Origin of the sequence: Neobacillus sp. 204 (genome assembly GCF_046562815.1) — a bacterium.
Classification (GTDB): Bacteria; Bacillota; Bacilli; order Bacillales; family Cytobacillaceae; genus Neobacillus.
This window is the reverse complement of sequence record NZ_JBJORY010000007.1, coordinates 75,845-94,866: the sequence shown is the minus strand read 5'-3', so window position 1 is coordinate 94,866 and position 19,022 is coordinate 75,845. Positions and strand designations below refer to the sequence as shown.

Sequence of the window (19,022 nt, the reverse complement as noted above, 5' to 3'; positions counted from 1 at the left end):
TTAAGGGGGGTGAAGGAACATCTAGTGAATCAAATACCTCCGTTTCGCAGACAAAGATCTTATCTATCCCAATTTACAACGGGACAATTGCATTTAAAGAATCCGTGGATTTCCGCTTTTTTTTCTTTTTCTTATCCTGGGTTTGGACATATCATGCTGCATCGCTACATGGTTGGGTATATTCTCATTCTGTGGGAGACCTTTATTAACGATCGGGCGAAAGTAAACCTTGGAATTTTCTATACCTTAATAGGCCAATTTGAGAAGGCGAAGGACGTTCTCGATGACCGTTGGTTAATTTTGTATTTGGCTATATACATGTTCGGAATATGGGATAGTTATCGGACAACCATTGATATCAACAAGCAGTATGTCTTGGCAGACCGAGAAGACGCGCCCATCCTAAACATTAAAATGGGAACATGGGATACCAACTTTTTAGATAAACGAAAACCTGTCATTGCGTTAATATGGTCAGCGTTATTCCCAGGCCTCGGTCATCTCTATATCCATCATGTAATTACTGGATTCTTTATTTTTGTTTATGCCGTGGCTATCACTTATTTGGGGCATATTCCTCCTGCAATCCATGCCTCGATGACTGGAAATTTTGCTCATGCGAAGGAAGTCCTCGATATGCAATGGGCTCTTTATTTTCCGTCTATTTACTTTTTCATTATTTATGATTCTTATGCTTCCGCCATTGAACACAACAAATTGTTTGAAAAAGAAATCTCAAAATATCTACGGCAAAAATATCAAAGTAGAGATTATATTTTCCCTTTATAGAAAGTGAGTGTTAGTCCATTGTATGTCATTGCCACTTTCGAGAATTCCTTATTTATTGAGTTGGCCATCTCTGCCATTGAACAAAAGGGGATACCAAAAGAAAAGATCTTAGCTGCCCCGCTTGATAAACGTTCGGAACCAAGGCAGTTGTTTGATACGATCCACCGAGCGGATGGACTGAGTCTGTTTGATGGAGCAGCTATGCTTGGAACTTGTCTTATGCTGCTTGGCGCCATTTACGGATATGTTTTAAAATGGGGCCCGATTATTTGGGGAATTATTGGTGCGGTCAGTGGGTTACTTTTAGGCTTTCTAATCAAAATGCTCCTAGTGAAAAACAAGCAAAGAGGTGCAAAGAGTATCACAGCAGAAATTGTTTTAATGATTCGCTGTGAAGAACATCAATGGGAGACCATTGAAAAAATTTTATGGGATCATACGGCTTTAGGGATTACAAGAATAAACAATGGGATTAGACCTTCACACGGCTATAGTATGGAAGAAAAACAAGAGGTGGTTTTTGATCGTTTGACAAGGAAGTAAATTTCTTTAACACAAAGTAATCCAGTATTCGGCATATTCTGAGGAACCATTCAGAATTAATTGTCATAAGCATCATGAAGATGGTAATAAATGTCGAGATTTGATGATGAAAACTAGTTACTTGTATCCGCTTTCAATTGATAAACTTAGTTCAAATATATAAGGAGTTAAGTGATAATGACTAACGAGGATCTTTTTGTACAAATCGAAAATTTGAGAATAAAAATGGTAAGAGTGGGGCTATCGAAAGGGTTTACCTCCGTGGAAACTGTAAGTTTAAGTGAAAGACTTGATAAATTAATTAACTTACAAATGGGGTTACTTACGAAGATTTCTGCCTAAATACATACTGGGATTTATCTGATATATTGATAAAGGAAAGTATGACACCTAATCAAAAGTGATTACTCACAGTAAAAAAGCGTAAATGTCCTGTGGAAAGGATCTTTACGCTTTTTTACTCTTTGTTTCAAGTGGAATCTTACTCCCATTTGTACTGTATGCAAGTTATTCGTCCAATGAATGGGAGCTGCACGAAAATTCATGCCTGTTGATATTCAATCACCATCCTGTTTCTTGCTATAATAGCAGGTAGATCGTGTGAATCAGAGGGAAGGGGACCCCCAGCGTATGAAAATAAAGGTCATCATCGCGGATGATAACTCATTTATTCGAGAAGGTTTGAAAATTATTTTATCTACTTACGAGGAATTTGAAGTGCTCGACACCGTGAGTGATGGAAAAGAGGCAGTCGATTACTGCTTGGCCCATGAAGTTGATATTGCCTTGCTCGATGTGCGCATGCCTAATATGAACGGGGTAGAAGCAACAAAGCTGATTGCAGCGCAAACGAGCACCAAGCCGATTATTTTAACGACCTTTGATGATGATGAATATATTCTGGATGCCATTAAAAATGGAGCGAAAGGCTATTTGTTAAAGAATAATGACCCGGAACAAATCCGTGATGCGATGAAGAGTGTGTTTAATGGAAACAACATTCTTCAGGATGTCATTCTTGAAAAAATAAAGTCCAATTTGTCTTCGACCAATAAAGAACCTGATACAAAAATGGATCTCAATCAGTTTACCGAACGAGAACGAGATATCCTCTCATTGATTGCGAAGGGATATTCCAATAAAGCCATCTCCAAAGAAATATTTATCTCCGAAGGGACAGTGGCGAATTATATCACGTCTATTTTAGGAAAGACTGGTCTTGAACACCGAACCCAAATCGCCATTTATTACCTTACCGGGAAAGTCGACTAAGATGGAATTTTGGATTATTTTTACGAAAATAGCCTTGCTTGTCTATATTGCCTTTCAAAGTGTACAAGCAAATGTCAGCCATATCTCCTGGGTGGTTCTTGCGTTTTTGATTTATTTTTGTGCTAACATTACCCTTTATCTTTTTAAAAATAACCCCGCTAAAAGGATTCTTTATTTCCTGTCAATCGTCATAGCAATTGTGGCCTATCTCGGTGTCAACCCTTTGTTTGGGTTGCTTTTGCCACTTTCTATCGCCGAATTAGCGGCCGGCTTTATCAACAGGAACATAACGATTTTGCTGTTATCTTTGCTTCCCATCTTGTATATAAACGCATCGTTGCAGCCGATTTACGGTTTAGTGGCCTGTCTCTCTTTTCTGATTTTTAAAATTACGTCAATTTATGGGGAAAAACTGGCGAAAAATGAAGCGCAGATCGATTCGATGCGAAAGAAGCTACAGAAACTCACCAAAAATATTAATGAAAATACCGAATACATACGGCAGTCCGAATACACTTTTAAATTAGAGGAACGCAACCGAATCTCACAGGAAATCCATGATAAAATTGGCCACTCGATGACGGGGGCTCTTTTTCAAATGGAAGCGGCGAAACGGTTGCTTTTGACCGATCAGCAAAAGGCAACCGAACTCCTCCAAAATGCGATCAACATTTCAAAGGAGGGGATTGAAAATATTCGCCTCACGTTAAAGAATATGAAGCCCCCGACGGAGCAAGTGGGGATTCACCGCTTGAAGCTGTTAATTGATGATTTTAACGCAAAACAACAAATCAAAACGGTCCTCACACATGAAGGCAACTTAGACATTATTGAGCCGATCCAATGGAAAATTATCCATGAAAATGTCACGGAGGCACTGACGAACGCGTTGAAATATTCTCATGCTACCCAAGTTTCAGTCGATCTAAAGGTGTTAAATAAAGTGCTTCGAGTCGAAGTGAAGGATAATGGGGTGGGAACCGATACGATTAAAAAGGGATTAGGAATCATCGGTATGGAGGAGCGGACCGCTGCTGTGAATGGAAAGATCATCGTCGACAGCACGCATGGATTCTCTGTTACCACTCTCCTGCCGCTGGTCGTGCTGTAGTTCATCCTAGCTGCCCGCTTGTCCTTATGAGAATCTCACGCTGACAATATGAATAATCTCATGTGAAAAGAATGAACGATTGCACTTATGCGCGTTCATTCTTTTTCTTTATACTGGAAATATAGAAAAACGATCTAGGGGTGAAACAATGAATGTTTTAGAAATTAACAACTTAACGAAAAAATTCGCTGATTTTATTGCAGTAGATAATATGAGTTTATCCGTAGCAGAAGGAGAAATCTTTGGATTTCTAGGTGCCAATGGAGCTGGGAAAAGTACGACGATTAATATGATTGCCGGCCTGCTTCGCAGCAATGAGGGAACCATTAAGATTCTTGGGAAAAATAGTGCCAAACACAGCCGCTTTGCCAAAATGAATATTGGTATGGTCCCACAGGATTTGGCGATCTATGAAGATATGACCGCCTATGAAAACGTGAAATTCTTTGCGGGTCTTTACGGCCTGCGTGGCGCCGAATTAAATGAGCGAGTTGAGGAAGCCCTTGAATTCGTTGGACTCCAGGATAAGCATAAAAGCTATCCAAAAGCTTTTTCCGGCGGGATGAAACGCCGCCTCAATATCGCTTGTGCGATCGCCCACCGCCCAAAGTTGATCATCATGGATGAACCAACGGTCGGGATTGATCCGCAATCCCGGAACTATATTCTTACCTCTGTCCGCAAGTTAAATGAAATGGGCTGCACGATCATTTACACAAGCCACTATATGGAGGAAGTCGAGGAAATTTGTTCGCGGATCGCAATCATTGATCATGGAAAAATCATTGCCGAAGGAACGAAGGAACAGCTGAAATCGATTATTACCAATACGAAGGATGTATGGATTGAAGTGAAATCAACCGAAAACGTCAAACTTGAATCGATTAAAAAAATTAATGGCGTTGAGGCTGTTTCCGTTGATGAAAACTTTATCAAAATCAACTCCGATACCGGGGTGAATAACTTAAATAAAATCATTGAGCATTTTATGAACAGCCAGATAGAAATCCGCTCCTTACAAGAAAAAGCACCGAACCTGGAGACGGTATTTTTAACATTAACGGGCAGAAATTTGCGTGACCAATAAGGGGGATTCACTTTGAATATACTCAATATCGCATGGAAAGGAATTAAGACTGACTTCCGGGACACCCGAACTTTGTTTTTTATGTTAGCTTTCCCGATTTTATTAATGCTCGTCCTTGGAACGGCACTGTCGAACACGTTTACAACCAGTCTCCGCATCGATGATATCGATGTGTTATATAAAGATACGACGAAAGGGGAGTACTTTCCTCATTTTATCACTGAGGCCGAAAAGTCAGGACTTCATTTTAAAAAAGCATCGGAAACGATCAATGGCGAAAAAGAAGTGAAGAAAGGTACCTATGATGGCTATGTAGAAGTAACCGATCAAGGGATTCAGCTCTATGTCAATAATGGGACCAGTATCGAAGGAAATATCCTTCAAGGCATGCTCGCCTCTTTTGTCGATCAATACAATATCGCCACCGAAATTAGTAAGGTTGCGCCAGAAAAGCTAGCAAGTGCCTTCACTCGTGAGAAACCAGCTGATTTTATTAATGAAACCTCGTTGCTTCCTGATAAACAGCCAGGTTCAATGGATTATTATGCAATTGTGATTACGACAATGATTATTCTGTACGGGGCGATGTCGTCTAGCTCATTAATCATAAGTGAACGAGTCCGAAAGACGGCAGACCGCCTGATTGCTGCCCCGGTTAGAAAGAGTGAAATTTTTATCGGAAAAGTACTCGGGAGTCTCGTCAGTAACAGCATTTGTATCCTGCTCGTCATCTTCTTTAGCAAACTTATGTTTAAAGCGAATTGGGGCGATCACTTAGGATTGGTTTTCCTCGTGCTGCTGACAGAAGTGGTGTTTGCGGTCAGCATGGGGATTGGCGTCAGCTTCCTGTCAAAAACAAACGCAGGTCCGAAAGTGATCATCATGCTGTTTGTGCAGTTATCGTCCTTTTTTGGCGGCGCTTATTTTAAAATTGACAACCCAGAAGGCATCTTTAAGTTGATTACGGATCTTTCGCCGCTGACCTGGATGAACACCGCGCTGACTAAGATTATTTATGCGAACGACTTTGCGGCAGCCATTCCGGCTCTTTCAATCAACCTGGCCGGGGCTTTTCTTTTCTTACTTGTGGCGATTATCTCATTGCAACGACGGGAGGGATTATAATGAAGGATATCCTCTGGTTAATTCAGAACACACTAGGCGTGACGTTTCGAAAAAAGAAAAACATTATCATGTATCTTGTTATGCCGTTAATTGGGATCTTTATTTCCCTGCTCGTCTATGGCGGTGATCAAAAAACGATCCTGCATGTAGGGATCGTTAATGAGGACAAAAGCGAGATTACCTCGGATACGATCCAATTTTTAAAGGGATTAGAAAATGTCGAGATTTCTACTATTTCAGCTCGGCAAGTCCAGGATAAAATCTCTTCTGGTGATCTAGACAGTGTGATTACCTTTGAAAAAGGATATGCAGACAGTGTCTTGGCTGGGGAGCCAGATCATATCCAGTTAACCTCGATCAAGGGTGCAGCAATTACGGCTTACATGAAGTCCTATTTACATCAGTATATCGATAATATTGCGACGATTAGTTATGTGGCGGGCGGAAATCAACAGATCTTTGAGCAGATGTATCAGGATTACCAACAAACAGATTATCAGCTGACTACAAATGCTTTAGAAGACTCTTCAAAAAACAAGTTTATGACCAACCAAACGATTGGCTTCCTGATCATGATCATGTTGATGTCTGCAGGGAATATGGCGGAGATTATTCTGTTGGAAAAAGAAAACCGTACCTATTATCGCTTACTTTCGACACCGATTAACGCCAGAAAATATATCTTCTCTAATGTCATGGTTAACATGATTGTGATGACGATTCAGGTGTTCATTACGTTAACCATTATGAAAAACATCTTCCATATTGGAATGAACATGTCGTTTTGGTCCGCAGTCTTCGTGATGTTACTGTTTTCATTGATCGCTGTGGGAATCTCGTTAGTGATTGTTTCTTTTTCAAACAGCCGCAGTGCCGCGGGTGCCTTGCAGAATTTAATTATCACCCCGACCGTGATGCTTTCCGGCTGCTTCTGGCCAGTCGAAGTAATGCCTAAATCATTACAAAAAATCGCCGATTTCCTGCCGCAGCGCTGGACATTGGATACACTAACGAAGCTTCAGGAAGGAAAGGTGTTTAGCGATTTGTACTTAAATTTCATGATCCTCTTCGCCTTTGCCGCCGCATTTTTCTTGATTGCAGTTTATCGATTCAGTCGAAACAATACAACACAGAATTTTGTTTAAATAAGTATGTAAGGTTGTTCCTATTAAAAAGTTAATACATGGAAAGAAAAAAACTATCAAAAATTGGATAGTCTCAGATTGTCGAGAAAGAGTATTTTTCTCGGCAATTTTTTATTTTATCAGAAGCTAAATACTTATTGATTGTCCCTGCAAATGGGCCTGTTAAAAGTCTAAATACCAATAATATTATGATGAATTAACGTGGTTAATTTTTGAGTGGTTCAATAGAATAAAAGGCTGACGAGGGTTTTTCGACAATTTGACTATCAAAAATTTGATAGTCTTTTTTTTATTAAACTAGGTAATTAGAACTAAAAAATAGTTATTTTGACAAATACTGAGTCCAATTTTTTCGACTCTTTCTATGAATATTCTACATAACATTACAAATTCATTACAATTTCCCCAGTTCCATTGTTATTATTCTCCTGGAAACTTAAACTATAACTATATAAGTCGGAAAAATTTTCTTGAAGAAAAGGTGAGTAAGGTATGAAAAGGAAAATATTAATATATTCTGTAGCAGTTGCTTTGTTAACTTCTGTCTTTCAAGCAGCGCCTGCTTTTGCAAGTCCAACTGTTACCCAAGGGCAAATCAATGAGACAAAAGGACAAATCGACGAGACAAAAGGACAGATTGAAGAGCTGGAAACAAAGATTCAACAACTAGATAACCGAATCATCATCGGAATGGAAAAAAGCAAACAACTAAACAATGATATTAAACAACAACAAGGTCAAATTGTAGAAACAAAGGCTGAAATTGAAAGAGCAAAAAAAGACTTAGAACAGAACAAAGCCTACTATACTGCAAGACTAAAAACTATGCAGGAACAAGGGCAACAGCCAATGATCTCCTACGCAGAATTTATTCTTTCGTCGGATAGTTTATCAGAGCTGTTAACTCGCTCCACTGCAATTATGCAAATTCTTGATAGCAATACCGATATCATGAAGACTCTAGCTAAAAAAGAAGATTCCTTAACAAGTGCAGAGCAAAAGCTTGAAAACGAATTAGCGCAATTAAAAAAGAGCCAGGCCGATTTAGCTGCTGAACAGAAGCAGGTAGAAGCGGATAAAGTAGAAATGAATACGGTATTGGCCGAATCAAAAGATACTTTAAAGCAGCAACAAACGCAACTAGCTAGTCAACAAACATTAAAAAATGCTCAAGATAAAGCAATTCAAGAAGCGCAAGAAAGAGCACGCCAAGAAGCACAGGAAAAAGCACGTCAAGAAGCACAAGATAAGGCACGTCAAGAAGCACCAGAACAGCAGCAAGCACCAGAAGCACCTGAAGCTCCAAAACAAAAGGCACCACGATCTTCGGCAAGCAAACCAACTGTTACCGTTCCAACGGATGATGGAGCGACTAACTCTGATAAGGCTGATGCAGTTGTAGCTTACGCTAAACAATTTTTGGGAGTTCCTTACGTTTGGGGCGGAACATCTCCAAGTGGGTTTGACTGTTCAGGGCTAACTCAATATGTGTTCCGTTCGGTTGGTGTTTACCTTCCACGGGTTTCTCGTGACCAACAGGATGTTGGAACGCAAATTTCTCCGTACAATGTAAAAAAAGGTGATTTGGTATTTAGGGGTAACCCAGCCTATCATGTCGGCATCTATATTGGAGGCGGCAAGTATATTCATGCTCCGCAAACGGGTGATGTGGTAAGAATTAGAGACTATAATCCTGGTAATTTTACAACTGCAACAAGAGTATTACATTAAAATGAATAGAAACCAAGGCTTGGAGGAAAACTCCAAGCCTTTTTTTTATTTGTTGGGACCTAAAATATAATTATGGGCACTTATTACATAATTTTGGGGACTTACAGCATAATTACGGATACTTATTACATAACTTCAGGCCCTTACTGCATATTTAACAAAAAAGCTCGGTTATTTTCCAAGCTTTCGGTTGATTATATTTAATTTATTAAGGATTGTTATCGCAAATGCAAAGAGTCCTGCAGTGAAGATAGTTGTAAGCACACCTGCTCCAACTCCCATCCCCATAATAGTATTGAGTTTCTTTCGTTTCGTCTGAAACATGACTCATCCCCCTTTTACTGCATGTAGATATTATCATTTTTTACCAATTGGGGACTATTTATGTATGTGGGTATTTTGTTTTCTGTACATAAATAGCATTTTTGGGGAGAATAATCACATAGATTAGAAAAGGTGAGATGAACATTTTTCTAGGAAGGTGTTAAACATAACCACAATTGAGGAAATTGCTGCGATCCTTGCCAGTCTTGATCATCAACTGGCCCCTAACTGGATGCATAACGACCTGATCAAAAAAACGCTGGCGAGTAGTTATGATTATTGGTTAGAAGATACAAATATCCAGATGACACTAACAGACTTTGTGATCCAATATCTTGAACATGCCGAATATCTTGGTGGCATTTTTTCACTCGATTCAGAAACAAATGATCCCAGCTGCTAACCAGCTGGGATTTTTGATATGCTTTATTTTAATTACCTCTTAATAAGGCTCGTTTCGTAAACTTTGTTGCTTTTGAAGCTTAATATGGGTCATTTACTAAGCTTCAAGGCAATTTTCGCAAAAGGGAGAGCGCTGCAATCGAAGCTGTTTGCAATACGTTCAAACCGCCGGCTAAAAGTAATACAGCTGCCAGTGCAGATTGAATGATCCCCTATGTCATTTTAATTTTATTCGAAGGATTTAATGTTCCACCTTCACTGAGCATCCCTAATACAAAGGTGGCAGTATCGGCAACCGTAATATAATAAATGGCTACGACCATGAAAAATTGGTTATTTTTTAGGAGATGATTCCTAAAATCGTCTGCTTCCTGAAGCTGTTCAATAGTTCGTCAAAACATTTCAAACAAAGTGTGAACTTGTCACTATACCCATGCTGTTTACTAGAAAAAAGGAATATAGTGTAATCATAAAGAACAAACAAAATTTGTAAGGGGGAATCATTTATGTTTAACAAATTTTTAAGAGAAAACAAAATTGCAGCGGCTATCTTAACTGTCTTACGCTTATACCTTGGTTATTCTTGGTTCACAGCCGGTTTTCATAAATTAACAGGCGGCTTCGATGCTGCTGGATTTTTAAAAGGAGCGATGGCCAATCCAGTAAAAGGCCCAGATGGAGCCATGGTATTTAGCTGGTATGTAGATTTCTTAAAACACTTTGCCTTACCAAATGTGGATGTGTTCAATGTCATCGTTCCTTGGGGCGAAACATTAATTGGCTTAGGATTAATTTTAGGATGCTTAACAACAACAGCTATGTTCTTTGGTCTAGTCATGAACTTCAGTTTCTTCCTAGCAGGTACTGTATCTCATAATCCAAGAGACATATTCCTAGGCTTCATTATTCTAACAGCTGGTTACAATGCAGGTAGAATCGGATTAGACCGCTGGGTTATTCCTTTCATCAAAAAGACTAGCAAAAAAGGTGCAGGGCACGAAAAAGCAAAAGTAAGTGCGTAAATGAATCAGTAATCAAAGGACGATTCGGGCCTCCTTCCGAATCGTTTTTTGTATTTGATTCGTAAAGTACATAGGGAATCAAGTAGAATAAAGTGCATAGGCATGAATAGATTGTAAGAAATTCAAGGAGCCTGAATGGATCACGATTATGATAAACGGTTAAGAGGAGGAATGGGAATGGATGAGAGATACCCAGTTGGAAGATTTGAATTTGATGGTGAGATTACTTCAAATGTGGTTGATGGATGGATCAAGGAGATGGAGGAATTACCGAGGTTATTGCGTGATGCAGTGAAGCACCTAAGCGATGAACAGCTCGATACCCCTTATCGTGCGGGCGGGTGGACAATTAGACAAGTCGTCCATCACCTTGCTGATAGTCATATGAATGCCTATATCCGTTTTAAATTGGCACTTACGGAGGAATGTCCTGTAATAAAGCCTTATGATGAAGGACAGTGGGCAGAGTTATCAGATTCCAAATTGTCTGTGGGTATTTCGCTTTCGTTACTTGAGGCACTGCATACTCGCTTGGTTGACCTGCTGCGAAGTCTAAGTCCTGAGGAAATGCAAAGAACATTTACCCATCCAGAGTCCGGTAATGTTTCTGTCGGAAGAAATATTGGAATCTACGCATGGCATGGCCGACATCATCTTGCCCATATAACTAATTTGGGCAGAAGGATGAACTGGCTATCATGAATCATTTACAAAAAAGCTTGGTGGGACACCCCACCAAGCTTTTTTGAATTCATATCAATCTCTGTCGTTTTAATTACATTTAGTCTGAATTAACAAATCTTACTGTCTATAATACACAAGGAATTTTAGAAAAAATCGTCTTAGTTATCATGAACGATGGGTTGGTCAAATAAATCGGAATTGACTGCAGTGTTTGTACTTTGTCCGTTAATCGTTGTGATATGCACCCCTGTATTGGAAGAACCTGATCCAAGGGCACTTTTTGAGGCGCTTTTCGGAGAAATAAACAATGAATTGCCAAATTGGACAATTCCGCCACTGACTGTATCAATCTTCACTGGAATTGGAAATTCTGACATAGAAAAACATCCTTTGCATTTTAATATCTTACTATATGCTAAACTTCTATTTTTTGTTCGCAGGGTCCCATTTTAGGCCGTTCAAAAGTTCGTCAAAACAATTCAAACAAAGTGTGAACTTGTCACTATACCCATGTTGTTTACCAGAAAAAAGGAATATAGTGTAATCATAAAGAACAAACAAAATTTGTAAGGGGGAATCATTTATGTTTAACAAATTTTTAAGAGAAAACAAAATTGCAGCGGCTATCTTAACTGTCTTACGCTTATACCTCGGTTATTCTTGGTTCACAGCCGGTTTTCATAAATTAACAGGCGGCTTTGATGCTGCTGGATTCTTAAAAGGAGTAATTGCCAATCCGGTAAAAGGTCCTGATGGAGCCATGGTATTTAGCTGGTATGTAGACTTCTTGAAACACTTTGCCTTACCAAATGTGGATATATTCAACGTCATCGTTCCTTGGGGCGAAACATTAATCGGCTTGGGATTAATCTTGGGATGCTTAACAACTACAGCGATGTTCTTTGGTCTAGTCATGAATTTTAGTTTCTTCCTAGCAGGTACTGTATCTCATAATCCAAGAGACATATTCCTAGGCTTCATCATTCTAACAGCTGGTTACAATGCAGGTAGAATCGGTTTAGACCGCTGGGTGGTTCCATTCGTAAGAAAAATGAGCAAAAAAGGTACCAATCACGAGAAAGTAAAAGCATAAGATTTCATTAATAAAAAGAAAAGCAGAAGTAGGAGCTCAAGGGCTAAACTTCTGCTTTTCTTATTTTAATCAAAATATACATCCTCAATGAACGTTGAGAATTCACCGAAAATGTCATCTCGATCAACTATATCGGAATGGATATAATCAAAAACCTCTGCGATGGCTGCCTGGATTTGTTCCTTTGGCAATCGGTGTATATTAGAAGAAGGTCTAAAATAGAGGTACATTGGAAACCCGCCATCAATTGTGGGGAGTTTATACGGGATACTTAACCTTCTTGCTCTCAATCTTTCGTAAAAGTTTATCCTTCGTATTTGTTGGCCTCTTGTGCCTTCATCCTCTTCGGGTATTTCCACTTCTATAAACATTCCGATCAATCCATCCTGCTTTGATTGAATAATTTTATTAAAAAAGCAGCTCCCAAACCCAACATTCTGGAATCGCTTATCGATTGCCATATAATCAAGCCAGAGCACCGGTAGATGTTCAATTTCATAAATTAAAGCATAGCCAATAATTTCTTCTTTGGTTTTTGCAAAGAGTAACTTGTATTTCTCTTTTCGCAAAAGTGATTCCAAATGCTCATAATCTTTTAATTCATTCGCCGCGAAGTCAGTTAATAAACGGAGATAAACATTTTTTAAATCACTTAGATTGCCTTCTAATATTTCCATTTCACTGATGTCCATTTAGGTTTCCTACCTTTTTTTGAGGTTCACAGATAATAATATCCTAACAAATTCATATTGAAAACGATTGGATAAATTTCAAGTGCGTGGTTATATGCTACTTCAATTTATGTCGCTAAAATTTATTTTTTGAATTTTGTTCAAAATAACTTTTTGTTCCATATGCTTAAGGATAAGGGGTGAATATAATGTCAACTGAACCATTTGATCTCGAAACGTTAAAGAATATTAGGAACAAACTTGATTATATTTACTTTATTGCAAAAAGCAATTACAACGATAACCCTAAACTAATGGACACGATCGAGCATCTAGCTCAAGTTTCAAAAATGTTTACGAATATAAAAATTCAAGAGTTAAGCAAGCAAATCGACACACAAAGCCCGCAGGGATACATTCTTTCGAAACTATCAAACTCCTACTCTAGAATGAAAGAGTATGAAAAAGAAAAAGAAACTGATTTCCCAACTTGGAAGCTATAACACCAGTAATTTTTGAATTTTCAAAATTATTTAGTAAAACTAAATTTTTCTTAGAATCCTTCGTAGGTCGTAGTATAATAGTCTTAATGAGTCTATCAGACATGTAAACTATTATATTAGGAGGAAAAATGAGGAAAGTAGTCATCACTGTCTTGTCACTTTTGATTTTTGTTTTAGTCCATCCCTCTCTTATGAGCGCAGCGGGAACGACCTATCCCAAAGTTAATGATTATATCATTTCTAAGAAACTGGTACCTGCGAAAGTAGAAGATCAACACAAAAGCATGTTTCCCCAATTTACTTATCGTAATGGATATGGTGAGGTTGAGGGCGTTGTTGCCCATGAAACGGCAAATAACAGCTCGACAATTACAGGTGAAATTGCCTATATGTCGAGAAACCATCAAAATGCCTTTGTTCATGCCTTCGCTGATGGTTCGCGGGTGATTGAAATCCATAACCCAAATTATGGAGCATGGGGTGCGGGACCTTATGCAAATACACGGTTTGTGCATATTGAACTAGTCAGAGAGAAGTCCTTTGACAAATTTGCACGTTCAATCAATAACTATGGGAATTACATTGCATCGGTGCTCTATGATTATAATTTACCTTTAGTAAGTGCCGAAAAGACAGGTGAAGGTACACTATGGTCGCATGCTGCGGTCACCAAGTACCTTGGCGGCACGACCCATACGGATCCGCATGCTTATTTCAAAAAGTGGGGCTATAGCTGGGATCAATTTATCCAGTTAGTCACGATGAAATATAAAACACTCCCTACTAAAACAGAAAATACCAATCGTTTAGGGCAAATCCCAAGCAGCAAAGTAAAGATTTATAGAGATTATAAAAATACCGCATCTGCTTCTTCGGCAGGTGAAAGGTATACGAATCAAACGTTTTACATAAAGAAATTGGCCTTTATTAGCGGACAAACCTATTACCTGTTAAGTGAAGAGCCAAGCAGTGTGGAAGGAACGATCGGCTGGGCAAAGGCCTCTGATTTGCTGTCGTATCCAGAATCAAGTGTAAAATCAACATCGAAAACGTTGTATTTTACTGGCAAAGGAAGCGCATATAGCAAGGCCTGGGGCACGAAGAAGGACGTCATCTATTCTTCTCTGTCAAAATATAAAAACCAGGAATTTAAGGTGAATGCTACAGAAAAGGTTGGGAATATGGTTTGGTACCGTGGGAATTTGGACGGAAAAGCCGTATGGATCTATTCAAGTAGATTGGCATCAAAAGTGGAGCGGTCGACCAGCAGGTTAGGCCAGATTAAAAATGGGACTGTCATGATTTATAAAACAGTCGGCACTTCAACTGGAGCGATTCAGGCAGGATCGGCCAATACCGGAACCGTCTACTACATTAAGAAACAAGCAACCATCAACGATCAAACCTATTATTTAATTAGTAAACAGCCTAGTAGTGTATCAGGCGTAGTCGGCTGGGTCAAATCCTCCGATCTCATTAATTATTCTCATACTACTTATGACAAAAATGCAAAAACGATGTATTTCATGGGTAAAGGAAGCGTCTATAGCAAACCATGGGGCGGTACGAAGGATCTGATTTATAAAGATCTCTCGAAAAATAAAAACCAAGTATTTAAAATCAATTTAACTGAAAAAGTCGGCGATGACACTTGGTATCGTGGAAGTTTGGCTGGAAAAACGGTTTGGATTCATGGCGGCTATTTATCGAAGACGCTGGAAAGTACAACGAGCCGTTTAGGCAATATCAAAAAGACCAGCGTCAAAATTTATCCGAAGCTTGGGTCAATTTCCTACTTTAAGGCGGGGTCCACTTATACGAATAAGGTCTACTATATTAAGAGAAAAGGGTTGCTCGGTGGTCAAACCTACTATTTAATTAGTAAAAATTCTACTGGTACAAGTCCAGTTGGCTGGGTTAAATCCTCCGAGATATCCGACATTAGCTATTCGGTGGTAAGTCAAAAAGCCAAAACAATCTATCTTGAAGGAACCGGCAGTGCCTATAGCAAAGCATGGGGCGGTAAGACGGACGTCGTGTATAAGAAACTTTCTTCATATAAAAACAAGAAATTCACAGCGGAGCTTACGGCTAAAGTCGGAACCACTAACTGGTACCGCGGGACATTGGGCGGAAAGACAGTTTGGTTGATGAAGTAGTTTACAAGAAAGAATCCCCTTCACACTTGTGGAGGGGATTGGGACGAAAGGGGGGCTAATCTTAGCTCCTTTTATTCATTTAACCTAGAGATTCTCCTCTTAGTTTTTATCATCCTTCCGACAGAATACCCCTTCCTCAAGGAATGTGAAGGGCGAAGCCTAATGAGTAGGGAAGGGATGAATGTCGGTTGGCGATAGCCAAAACTTTCCTCAATATGGTATAATAGGAACATAGGTTCTGATTTGAGTGAGGTGAAAAGTAATGTTAGTCAACAAAGCATACAAATTTCGTATCTATCCAACAAAAAAACAGGAAATCTTAATTGCTAAAACAATCGGATGTGGTCGTTTTGTATTCAATCGCTTTTTAGCACAATGGAATGATATCTACAAAGAAACAGGCAAAGGATTAACTTACAATTCATGTTCTGCTGAATTGACACAGTTGAAAAAACAATTAGTATGGCTAAAAGAAGTTGATAGCATTGCCCTTCAATCCTCACTGAAAAACCTTGCCGATTCGTATACACGATTCTTTAAAAAGCAGAACAATGCACCTCGCTTCAAGTCTAAAAAAAATCGAGTACAGTCTTACACAACAAAGGAAACAAACGGAAATATTGCCATTGTAGGCAACAAAATTAAATTGCCTAAACTGGGTCTTGTTCGCTTTGCCAAAAGTCGTGAAGTAGAAGGGCGTATTCTTAACGCAACCGTTAGGCGTAATCCCAGCGGAAAATACTTCATTTCTGTTCTTGCAGAAACAGAAGTGCAATCATTAGAAAAAACAGGTTCTTCTGTTGGTGTTGATGTTGGGCTGAAAAACTTTGCTATTTTGAGTACAGGAGAGGTATTCTCTAACCCAAAATGGTTTCGTAAGCTCGAAGAGAAATTAGCAAAAGCACAGCGTATTCTTTCCAGACGTACAAAGGGTGGTTCAAATTGGAACAAACAACGTATCAAGGTTGCAAAATTCCACGAATGTATCATCTCCCACTTCAAACGAACCGTAAGGGTGTTAAGTGGTGAGTAGTTCAACCTAAGATTTTAACTTGATTATTTACCTCACTAATTGCTTTTGCCACATCTTTTACTTCTTTGGTTTGAGTTTCAATGCTAGCATCTAACTCGCCTGTTTGCTTCATCACATTTTCGACCTCTAAAGCAATGTCTTGACCGTATTTAGCTTGTTCGTTTATGGCAACCATCATTTGGTTTACGCTTTCTTTAATGCTGGTGATATTTTGAACAATTTCATCAGAGGTTTGTGCCTGTTCATTTGTTGCAATCGTTACAGAGCTTGATTGTTTTGTGACATTTCCTACTGCTTCTACGATGGCAAGTCCGCCCTTGGCCTGTTCCCGAGTAGCAATCGAAATTTGGTGAACCTGATCTTTTGTTTCAATGATTCCCTGAACAATCTCGGCAGCCGTGGTCGCTTGTTCTTTCGTAGAATGCGTCATTTCTATGGTTTGCATCGTCACTTTCTCAACCGCGGTAGTGATAAATTCACTATTCTTCTTTTGCTCCTTGGTAGCTCTAGCAATTTGGTTCATTTCCTCTGTCACTTGACTGATACCTTTAGAAATCTTCTTGATTGCTTGATTGGTTTTGTCTGCTAGTTGATTGCCAACCTTTACTTTTTGGGCACCTTCTTTGATCGATGTCACGGCAACAGCAGTTTCAGTTTGAATTCCCTTGATAAGGATTGCAATTTCTTTTGTTGCTTGGGCAGAACGTTCCGCCAGCTTTCGTACTTCTTCAGCGACAACGGAAAATCCTTTTCCATGTTCACCAGCTCGTGCCGCTTCAATCGCCGCGTTGAGGGCCAGTAGATTGGTTTGGTCGGCAATTTCATCTATGACTTCGACAATGCTCCCGATTTCTTCTGAGCTTTTTCCAAGTTTTTGCATGATATCACTTGCTTGGTTAATCACGTTAGAGATTTCTTTCATTCCATTCAATGTTTCATTTAAAGATAGGGTTCCTTCATGGGCATCATGCTTAACCGAGTTGCTAAGAGAGTTCACGGTTTGGACACTGGCGGCGATTTGTTTGACGGAACAGACCATTTCCTCCACTGCTTCAGAAGTTTGTTCAGCTGTGTCGGTCAATGCAACGGCATTATCACTGACACCTTTTATCGACCTGCTCATCTCTTCAATGGCTTCAGAAATTTGTTCCACACCCACACTTGCATTCCCTGCATTTCCTGCAACTTGTTCAATCGATGCCATCATCTCTTCAATGGCAGAAGAAGTTTCTTCTGCCGAAGCAGCAAGTGTGTTTGCACTACCTGCAACAATGTTGATCGTCGCGTTCATTTGTTCCACAGCAGCTGAGATCTCATCTACCCCGGAAGATGTAATATTGGTGTTTCCGGCCACTTGATTTATAGAAGCAACCAGTTCGCTGACAGAATTATTAGCCTTGGTCATTGAGGTATCTAATTCTTGTGCGCTTATCGACGTTTTATCAATCGACTTTTTGATTTCTGAAACAGAATTATTCGTTATGTCGACATTTTTAACAAAGCCTCTGACAGTACGAGAAATAAGTTTAGTCGTAAAGAAGGCAATGAATGAACTAAACAAGGATGCAATAACAGAAAGGATGAGAATTTCATAATTGAACCTGTTTGAGTCTTTATAAGATTCATCGATGGTTGCATTGGTATTATCTTTTGCCGTTTGATAGAGCTCTTTTAGAAGCTTATAGTTTTTCTCACTAATAAGATTTATTGCATCCAGCTGTGTATGTATTAATTGATATTTATTTGTTCTTGATATGTCAAAAAATGAGGAGAGATTCCCGTTGTATTGTTCGAGATTGTTGCTAAACTCGGTCAGTAGTTTTTCCTCTTGGTCGGAGTATTCGAGCTTCTTCATCTCATTTACATTCTTTTTTACATTTGCCATGTCTTCATTTATCAGCTTTTCTATTTTTACCTTTTCATCTACACTACGTTCAAATCCGAGCTTAGTTGTATTTTGACCAATCCTTGAAAATTCTTCTTTTAGGTTTCCAACTAAAACAATCTTAGGGACATCCGTTTTCCCAATCGTAATGGTTTGATCTCTAAGGTGGAGTACATTGTTATAGGATACATCTGTTATTACGATAAAAAATAGGATGATGATAATATAACTGCCCATTTGTTTCACATTCATTGACACATTTTTAAACATGATTTTTGCTCTCCCCTTCTATATGTTTGTCTGGGTTGTAACTATATTAAAATACTAGTTTCTAGGTAAAATAAACCACTTACTTTACCAAATATATAGATAATTCGAAGGGGTTGTTATGATAAATGTCACATTTATCCACCTGGAAATTTGCTCTTTTTAGAAATGACATA

At 39.0% G+C, this 19,022-nt stretch carries 19 protein-coding genes and 2 pseudogenes; 16 read left to right on the top strand and 5 right to left on the bottom strand.

Annotation, left to right across the window (positions count from 1 at the left end; genetic code table 11):
* The first annotated feature begins 9 nt into the window (after positions 1–9).
* The 9 genes from ACJ004_RS15735 (at position 10) to ACJ004_RS15695 (ending at position 8,803) form a co-directional block, all read left to right on the top strand.
* On the top strand, positions 10–789 hold the full coding sequence (locus ACJ004_RS15735; RefSeq protein WP_410894048.1) for a hypothetical protein: 780 nt from the start codon (positions 10–12) through the stop codon (positions 787–789).
* A gap of 3 nt (positions 790–792) precedes the next feature.
* Complete coding sequence (locus tag ACJ004_RS15730; RefSeq protein ID WP_410894047.1) at positions 793–1,332, top strand: hypothetical protein; 540 nt, start codon at positions 793–795, stop codon at positions 1,330–1,332.
* Between the two features lie 177 nt (positions 1,333–1,509).
* Positions 1,510–1,674, top strand: coding sequence for a Spo0E family sporulation regulatory protein-aspartic acid phosphatase (locus tag ACJ004_RS15725; protein ID WP_410894046.1), 165 nt, complete (start codon positions 1,510–1,512; stop codon positions 1,672–1,674).
* Positions 1,675–1,962: 288 nt separating this feature from the next.
* A complete protein-coding gene (locus ACJ004_RS15720) occupies positions 1,963–2,604 on the top strand; it encodes a response regulator (protein ID WP_410894045.1) in 642 nt (213 codons plus the stop codon).
* 1 nt (position 2,605) lies between these two features.
* Positions 2,606–3,715, top strand: a complete 1,110-nt coding sequence (locus ACJ004_RS15715) for a sensor histidine kinase (protein ID WP_410894320.1) — start codon at positions 2,606–2,608, stop codon at positions 3,713–3,715.
* Positions 3,716–3,863: 148 nt separating this feature from the next.
* Complete coding sequence (locus ACJ004_RS15710; RefSeq protein ID WP_410894044.1) at positions 3,864–4,802, top strand: ABC transporter ATP-binding protein; 939 nt, start codon at positions 3,864–3,866, stop codon at positions 4,800–4,802.
* A gap of 12 nt (positions 4,803–4,814) precedes the next feature.
* A complete protein-coding gene (locus ACJ004_RS15705; protein ID WP_410894043.1) occupies positions 4,815–5,927 on the top strand; it encodes an ABC transporter permease in 1,113 nt (370 codons plus the stop codon).
* Positions 5,927–7,072, top strand: a complete 1,146-nt coding sequence (locus tag ACJ004_RS15700) for an ABC transporter permease (protein ID WP_410894042.1) — start codon at positions 5,927–5,929, stop codon at positions 7,070–7,072. The genes ACJ004_RS15705 and ACJ004_RS15700 overlap by 1 nt, the downstream gene beginning before the upstream one ends.
* A 492-nt stretch (positions 7,073–7,564) precedes the next feature.
* On the top strand, positions 7,565–8,803 hold the full coding sequence (locus ACJ004_RS15695) for a C40 family peptidase (RefSeq protein WP_410894041.1): 1,239 nt from the start codon (positions 7,565–7,567) through the stop codon (positions 8,801–8,803).
* A 171-nt stretch (positions 8,804–8,974) separates the two neighbouring features.
* On the opposite strand, the gene ACJ004_RS15690 is transcribed toward ACJ004_RS15695, so the two are convergent.
* A complete protein-coding gene (locus ACJ004_RS15690; RefSeq protein WP_410894040.1) occupies positions 8,975–9,127 on the bottom strand; it encodes a hypothetical protein in 153 nt (50 codons plus the stop codon).
* 157 nt (positions 9,128–9,284) lie between these two features.
* Here ACJ004_RS15690 and ACJ004_RS15685 point away from each other — a divergent pair, with 157 nt between their 5' ends.
* Positions 9,285–9,530, top strand: a complete 246-nt coding sequence (locus ACJ004_RS15685) for a hypothetical protein (protein WP_410894039.1) — start codon at positions 9,285–9,287, stop codon at positions 9,528–9,530.
* A gap of 130 nt (positions 9,531–9,660) precedes the next feature.
* On the opposite strand, the pseudogene ACJ004_RS15680 reads toward ACJ004_RS15685, so the two are convergent.
* Positions 9,661–9,855: pseudogene (locus ACJ004_RS15680) on the bottom strand (BCCT family transporter); the annotation flags it as partial.
* Between the two features lie 180 nt (positions 9,856–10,035).
* Here ACJ004_RS15680 and ACJ004_RS15675 point away from each other — a divergent pair.
* Together ACJ004_RS15675 and ACJ004_RS15670 are read left to right on the top strand one after the other, a co-directional pair.
* Positions 10,036–10,551 carry a DoxX family protein gene (locus ACJ004_RS15675; RefSeq protein WP_410894038.1) on the top strand — a complete coding sequence of 172 codons (516 nt, stop codon included), beginning with the start codon at positions 10,036–10,038 and terminating at the stop codon, positions 10,549–10,551.
* Between the two features lie 177 nt (positions 10,552–10,728).
* On the top strand, positions 10,729–11,253 hold the full coding sequence (locus tag ACJ004_RS15670; protein WP_410894037.1) for a YfiT family bacillithiol transferase: 525 nt from the start codon (positions 10,729–10,731) through the stop codon (positions 11,251–11,253).
* 140 nt (positions 11,254–11,393) lie between these two features.
* Here ACJ004_RS15670 and ACJ004_RS15665 read toward each other — a convergent pair whose 3' ends face one another.
* Positions 11,394–11,612, bottom strand: a complete 219-nt coding sequence (locus ACJ004_RS15665) for a spore germination protein (RefSeq protein WP_410894036.1) — start codon at positions 11,610–11,612, stop codon at positions 11,394–11,396.
* Between the two features lie 206 nt (positions 11,613–11,818).
* Between ACJ004_RS15665 and ACJ004_RS15660 the strand changes: the two genes are divergently transcribed.
* Complete coding sequence (locus ACJ004_RS15660) at positions 11,819–12,328, top strand: DoxX family protein (protein WP_410894035.1); 510 nt, start codon at positions 11,819–11,821, stop codon at positions 12,326–12,328.
* 65 nt (positions 12,329–12,393) lie between these two features.
* Here ACJ004_RS15660 and ACJ004_RS15655 read toward each other — a convergent pair whose 3' ends face one another.
* The gene (locus tag ACJ004_RS15655) at positions 12,394–13,020 is read right to left on the bottom strand and encodes a GNAT family N-acetyltransferase (RefSeq protein ID WP_410894034.1); all 627 of its coding nucleotides are present in this window, start codon (positions 13,018–13,020) and stop codon (positions 12,394–12,396) included.
* Positions 13,021–13,208: 188 nt separating this feature from the next.
* Between ACJ004_RS15655 and ACJ004_RS15650 the strand changes: the two genes are divergently transcribed.
* The 3 genes and pseudogenes from ACJ004_RS15650 to ACJ004_RS15640 form a co-directional block, all read left to right on the top strand.
* Positions 13,209–13,502, top strand: a complete 294-nt coding sequence (locus tag ACJ004_RS15650) for a hypothetical protein (RefSeq protein ID WP_410894033.1) — start codon at positions 13,209–13,211, stop codon at positions 13,500–13,502.
* Positions 13,503–13,630: 128 nt separating this feature from the next.
* Positions 13,631–15,661 (top strand): peptidoglycan recognition protein family protein, encoded by a 2,031-nt coding sequence (locus ACJ004_RS15645; RefSeq protein WP_410894032.1) that lies wholly within the window; start codon positions 13,631–13,633, stop codon positions 15,659–15,661.
* A 262-nt stretch (positions 15,662–15,923) separates the two neighbouring features.
* A pseudogene (locus tag ACJ004_RS15640) lies at positions 15,924–16,649 on the top strand (RNA-guided endonuclease TnpB family protein); the annotation flags it as partial.
* A 46-nt stretch (positions 16,650–16,695) separates the two neighbouring features.
* Here the strand turns inward: ACJ004_RS15640 and ACJ004_RS15635 are convergent.
* Positions 16,696–18,849 (bottom strand): methyl-accepting chemotaxis protein, encoded by a 2,154-nt coding sequence (locus ACJ004_RS15635; protein ID WP_410894030.1) that lies wholly within the window; start codon positions 18,847–18,849, stop codon positions 16,696–16,698.
* Positions 18,850–19,022 lie beyond the last annotated feature (173 nt).